Below are 6,290 nucleotides of genomic sequence, written 5' to 3' on the forward strand. Positions count from 1 at the left end.
GATTAAACGGTTCAAAATCATATCTGATCAATACAGAAATAGACGTAAACGATTTGGACTCAGATTCAATCTAATAGCAGCTATTTACACCATGGAGTTATCCTGACATCTCGTTATGCAGGCGGTCTATTGTTCACCCTTCAAGGCATTCCCTATTATTTTTCTTTTTTCAAATATTTATTGTTATGAGGGGGCCTTTAGATGGTGTAAATATTGGGAGCGCAAGCAGGATATAATTAAAAAATTGTAATATAAGTAGGTAAAATGCTATAGAATTTAAAAAAAGCTCAATAGATCAAACGCAGTTTTTCTAGTAAAATAAGAGATAGAAGAACTAGAAGCTATCATACTGAAAAATGTATAAGAGAAAAAATTTACGTGACCAGAACAAGTAATCCCTAGAGCACTTTACTTAAAGAGTAACGGCTCTAAGGTGTGGCCGACTATTAAATATTTTGGCGCTAAATGTAGATAATAATTAACTCTAGAATCATGAAGGCTTCCGATGTTAAAACAATGTAAAATTTGGTGTGTAAGTATAAGAGCTAAAAAAGAAGATTGAGTAGCACACTGTATATGATGCGCTTGACATCCCAATTAGGGGTTTTTTAGGTCAGAGATCGGACGATATCAAAGCTTTAGATTGCATAAAAGCATCAACTATGTCAGTATTAATGGCTAAAAAAGACAGGACGCCAGTTATAGAACAGATACCAAAAATTTATAGACGCTAAAGCTGTTGTGCCTACAAAATATGAGAGAAAAACGTAACAATATTATGATAAAAAATTATATGAAGAGCGCGGCTATAATTGAGTGCATGTTCAATAGATCCGCTGTGTAAAGATTAAATCTAAGATAATAAGATAAAAGAGTGGACGTTAGGTAAAAAGGTGAGAAAAGTATGGGAACACCTTGAAAATAAGGTTCTATGAAGCGGGGTTAAATAACACAAATATTGAACAATGTTCAAAAAGTTTTTGAGATTATTGGGTATGACGCAATTGTTATGATGAGAATCACGCTATTTTATCCTCTAATGCCTCAAAATTTTTTGGTTTAGGGGTACGCAGTAAATTTGTTGTTTTAAAACATCATCAGAAGCGTTTATGATTGTAAATTTAATCAATTGTTTCCTGGTGATCCGAATCTAGTGTGAAGATATTGAATCTAGTGATACTAAACCCCAGCTTTAGCGCATTCTATGAACCTATTATATCTACCGCTATCCTCTAGATCAATCTTTCTAAGAAGTCCATGTGCTGACCCACCCACAGTACTGTCTTTTTACATCCTCCATTAATTCTCAACGCATATTACGATGCTTTAGTTGGAGTATTTTTCCTCTCGATGTCCACACCACCCAGTCAAAATAACAATTTTTGGTCATTGTGTTAGGTATAGTTTACTTATATTACAATATCCTGTAGAATGCGTCCCATATGAAAAAAAGAGATACAAAATGAGTGTAAATAAGATTATATTGGTAGGAAACTTAGGACAAGATCCAGAAATTCGTTTAATGCCTGACGGGAGTAAAATTGCTAACTTTTCTGTTGCTACATCAGAACGCTGGAAGGACAAAAACGGCGAGATTAAAAGTGTAACCGAATGGCATCGCGTTGTTGTGTTTAACCCTAAACTTGCTTCCATAATCGAGCGTTATTTTAAAAAAGGAAAAAAAGTTTTTGTTGAGGGAAGTTTGCGTACCAGAAAATGGGTGGACAAAGAAGGAAAAGAGCAAAAAAGTATCGAAGTCGTCGTTCGTTATCAAGGAACTGTCACTATGTTAGAAAGTAAATCTCAAGACACAGACCATGATTTAGGACACTCTTTTGGTCCCGCAGAAGAACAAGATTGCCTTACCATGGAGGAAGATGAGATTCCTTTTTAATGTTTTTTCTTAATATCCACTGTATACGTCAAGACGAACTATTTAGTCCTTTAAAAAATTAATCAGACAGTAATAGTTTAAAAAGATGTTTCCCGGCACGTTTGATGTATAATACTTATCTTTACATTAATAAACTAATTTCTTCTTGTATTAAGGTGAGCAAGTTGTTGAAAAAATCAATAAAGCTCACTCATTTGTACTCTTCAGCAAAATAATAAATTAATCTTTTTTTACTATGATATAGATGTGATTTTTAGTAATGATAGATATAATGGATAAAAAAATTTTAATAATATTAACTTTATCTGCGCTGCACAGTGACGCACTTTACTCGAAAGGAGCGGGCGGAATGACAAAATCTATTATCATCGCTCCATCCCCCGTACCTACAAATAAAGAAAAAGAAGCAGAACAAGAAGCAAAAGCAAAAGCCGAACAAGAAGCAAAAGAAAAAGCCGAACAAGAAGCAAAAGAAAAAGCCGAACAAGAAGCAAAAGAACAAGAAGCAAAAGAACAAGAAGCAAAAACAAAAGCAGAACAAGAAGCAAAAGAAAAAACCGAAAAAGAAATAAAAGGAAAAGCCGAACAAGAAGCAAAAGAAAAAGAATTACAAAAAGTAATCGCAGAAAACATGACGATAACAGAGGACCTTAAAAATCTTAAAGAGGGAACTATTTTGCCCAAAGAAGTCGAAAAGGAAATCAATGAAAGTGATTCGATAGAGAGTTTTTATTCTCCAAATCAATTAGATAATATAGTAAAAAAAATATTAATTAATGCCGAAGACAAGACCAGTATACTATCTAAACTTTCCAGTACGCTTAATATCGACCTTGATAATCTTAGCTCAAAACATTCCACGAGGCTTGCAACCATAATTAAACAAAAAGAAAAAATTTTAAAAGGCCTGCAAGAAGAGGCTGAAAAAGCTGGCTCGAATAATAATAATAATCGAATTACAATGAACTTAATTAATTCTTTGCTAAAAAAAGTGGAAAACGCAAAAAAATATCTGAATGATGAAGATATAACACGTTTTAAAGCAGAAGCAACAAATATTGGAAACGCAAAAACTGAAACAATCTTAGATAACAGTGTCATAGATATGATTAAGCGTATTGAGCAAACTGCAACCGAAGGCCAAAACCTTCAAACTGCACAAGAAAGAGTGCAAGCCAATGATATCTTAGAGGCATTAGAGATGGACTTGAAAAAGCGAAAAACAGATTTAATACAAAAAGATGAACACAACGTACAAACGCGTTCTAAGATTGCAAAGCAAGAAAAAATATTAAATGCATTAAGGCAGGCACAAGAAGAGCTTAAAGAGAAACTCGATAACAAAAAGAAGACACTTCATAAAAAAGGAAGAAGAGATAAAAGTAGAAGTAATATTTTCCCATAAACTATCTCCTAAAATTTCTTGTTAGCTTAACGCAGTAAGCCGAAAAATCAATATACCGGCTTACTCTAAGATGAGTTCTATACAGAGGACTCAGGGTAAAAAAATATGTATAGAAAATCAGAGTTTGTATCCCTGAGTCAAAATATAACATAATTCCGAGAAAATCTACAAAAATGCCAGTAACATCAGTGCAACCAAATTAACAATTTTAATAAAGGGGTTTAGTGCAGGTCCTGCAGTATCTTTGTAGGGGTCTCCCACTGTATCCCCCACCACAGCAGCTTGGTGAGCAGAAGATCCTTTTCCTCCAAAATGACCCGCCTCTATATATTTTTTAGCATTATCCCAAGCACCTCCTCCGGAGGTCATGGAGATGGCCAAAAATAATCCAGTAATCATAGTGCCCATTAGTACCCCTCCCAAAGCGCTGAACGCCTGAATCTGACCAAACCCAGAAGCAATCACACTGTAAACACCCAGAGGTAACACAACAGGCAACAAAGAAGGAAGAATCATTGCTTTTAAAGAAAATTTTGTTAAAATATCCACCGCTTTTCCATATTCTGGTGTTTGAGAGCCGTCCATAATGCCTCTAATCTCAGAAAATTGCCTTCTGACCTCCACGACGATGGCAGCCCCAGCTTTACCCACTGCCTTCATACTCATGGAAGAAAATACATAAGGTACTGCTCCTCCTAAAAATAGTCCTGTCATCAAAAATGGATTATTTAAGCTAAAATCTATACTTAAATTTGGAAAAAAATGTTTTAATTCTTGGGTATACGCAGAAAACAAGATCAAAGAAGCTAAAGCAGCAGACCCAATAGCATACCCCTTTGTTACTGCTTTTGTCGTATTACCTACGGCATCCAAAGCGTCTGTCACTTCTCGTACTTCTGGTGGAAGTCCTGCCATTTCTGCAATGCCCCCCGCGTTATCAGTGACTGGGCCGTAAGCATCAATAGCAATGATAATGCCTCCCAGTGCCAACATACTGGATCCGGCCAACGCTATACCAAACAATCCTGCGCAGGTATAAGCACATAATATTCCACTACACACCACTACTGCAGGAAAAAAACATGCTTCCATAGAAACCGCAAGGCCACAAATAACATTGGTAGCGGCCCCCGTTACGGAAGCTCGGGCAATTTGTTGCACAGGTCTATGGGAGGTGGAAGTATAAAATTCTGTTATCCATACCAATATTGCTGTTGATACCATCCCTACCGTTCCACTCAATACTAAAGAAAGTCCCGTAACTTTATCATACAATATCTGATCAAATCCAAAAAACATCCAGGTTACGTAAACTAATCCTACAATGGATAACACAATTGACGTTCCTAATCCTTTATACAATGCATTCATAACATTTTTTTTCTTACCTAAACGTACCGAAAAAGTACCCAATATACACCCTAGCATACATACGCCACTTACCACCATGGGATAAATCATTAGTTCACGACTTGTATTCACCGTTAAAAATGCAATTTGTAATGCTGCCACCAGTGTAACCACATAAGTTTCAAAGATGTCTGCACTCATACCAGCGCAATCTCCCACATTATCTCCTACGTTGTCTGCAATAACTGCTGGATTTCTTGGATCATCTTCGGGAATTCCCTGTTCAATTTTTCCAACAAGATCAGCCCCCACGTCCGCACCTTTTGTAAAAATACCTCCAGCAACTCTAGAGAAGATAGAGATTAATGAAGCGCCGAACCCGAAGGCAATAAGCGTTTCCAAAAGAAATCTTTCTGTACCCTCCATGATGGTAAGGAATGTAAAAATACTTACTACCCCTAAAAGTCCTAATCCTACCACTAAAAATCCTGTAATTGCACCAGCTTGAAAAGCTACGGCCAGTCCTTGTGCCAACCCAGAGCGCGCCGCTTCTGTAGTGCGCACATTCGCACGCACGGAAACACTCATGCCTGCATACCCACTGACACCAGAAAGAATGGCTCCCAAGATAAATCCTAAGCTCACATGGGATCCCAAACTTCCATATAACATCACCGCCAAAATCACCCCCACAAAAGAAATAGTTAGAAATTGACGCTTTAAGTACGCTTGAGCCCCCTCTTGGATAGCCTGAGCAATACGTTGCATCTCTAGGGTACCCGAAGATAATGAAAGAATTTTTTTTGCAATGGTTGCGCTGTAGAGTAAAGCAATTATGCCAGAAGCCCATGCGAGACCTAGCCCAATATATTCTGTGTTCATCTCCACCTCTTTATTATTTTCTTAAAGCATTACAGAAATATCCCTAAAATGCAAGGGAAGGAAGAAAAAAGAGCGCATGAGAAACTAGGGCTGTAGACTCTTTTTGCCTTCAAAAAAATTTGTCTTTTCTTCGCTCAGGTTACGCAACTGAGAGGCTATTATTCAAGTGTGACGAAACCTAAGTGCCATTACGTTTAAGACCATAGCGCTGGGGTTTGTTAGGCTATCGGTCTGGGGGAATTTTGAAAGGTTTGATCTGTGCATAAAATCATATTTCGGGTTATAGTCTCGTATCATAGAGAGAATTCTCCAATTATCTCCTTAATCTATGGTTTCGTTTATAGAATGAAGCATGCCCCACAATTAGTTCAAACTGTAGCGCTTTGATTCAACTCTGTTGTACCCAATGACGAAAAAAATCTTTATTCAAAAACTCGTTAAAACTTATAGGTGTATACTATAACCAAATAAATATAGAGCGGTTATAATAGAAGAAAAAAAAATATTTAAAGCTGTTGCATTCATAGGATTTTCATCGTAAGAGTTTATGCATTAAGAAGTAAAGAAGCGGTGCGCTGTGAGGAATCGGGTAGACGTGTGGGAATGGGTAAGCAGGCTATAGAAGGAGTACCCGTTTAGAACCGAAATTTGTTCGCTATAAGCCAGCCAGCGCAATAGACAAGCTACTGTTTAGAACACGATATAAAAATAGATCCTGATGCTTATCAGCCAGAACAAGCGGAGCACTGTGAGATTAGC

At 37.0% G+C, this 6,290-nt stretch carries 3 protein-coding genes and 1 pseudogene; 3 read left to right on the forward strand and 1 reads right to left on the reverse strand.

What is annotated here, in order from left to right:
- The 3 genes and pseudogenes from HCUR_RS04790 to HCUR_RS09190 all read left to right on the forward strand — a co-directional run.
- A pseudogene (locus HCUR_RS04790) lies at window positions 1-106 on the forward strand (IS5/IS1182 family transposase); the annotation flags it as partial.
- A gap of 1,356 nt (window positions 107-1,462) precedes the next feature.
- Window positions 1,463-1,894, forward strand: coding sequence for a single-stranded DNA-binding protein (gene ssb / locus HCUR_RS04795; protein ID WP_104206995.1), 432 nt, complete (start codon window positions 1,463-1,465; stop codon window positions 1,892-1,894).
- A 271-nt stretch (window positions 1,895-2,165) separates the two neighbouring features.
- The gene (locus HCUR_RS09190) at window positions 2,166-3,299 is read left to right on the forward strand and encodes a hypothetical protein (RefSeq protein ID WP_207760925.1); all 1,134 of its coding nucleotides are present in this window, start codon (window positions 2,166-2,168) and stop codon (window positions 3,297-3,299) included.
- A 165-nt stretch (window positions 3,300-3,464) separates the two neighbouring features.
- Here the strand turns inward: HCUR_RS09190 and HCUR_RS04805 are convergent, their stop codons facing one another.
- Complete coding sequence (locus HCUR_RS04805; RefSeq protein WP_104206996.1) at window positions 3,465-5,531, reverse strand: sodium-translocating pyrophosphatase; 2,067 nt, start codon at window positions 5,529-5,531, stop codon at window positions 3,465-3,467.
- Window positions 5,532-6,290: the final 759 nt, after the last annotated feature.

Source organism: Holospora curviuscula (assembly GCF_002930195.1).
GTDB lineage: Bacteria > Pseudomonadota > Alphaproteobacteria > Holosporales > Holosporaceae > Holospora > Holospora curviuscula.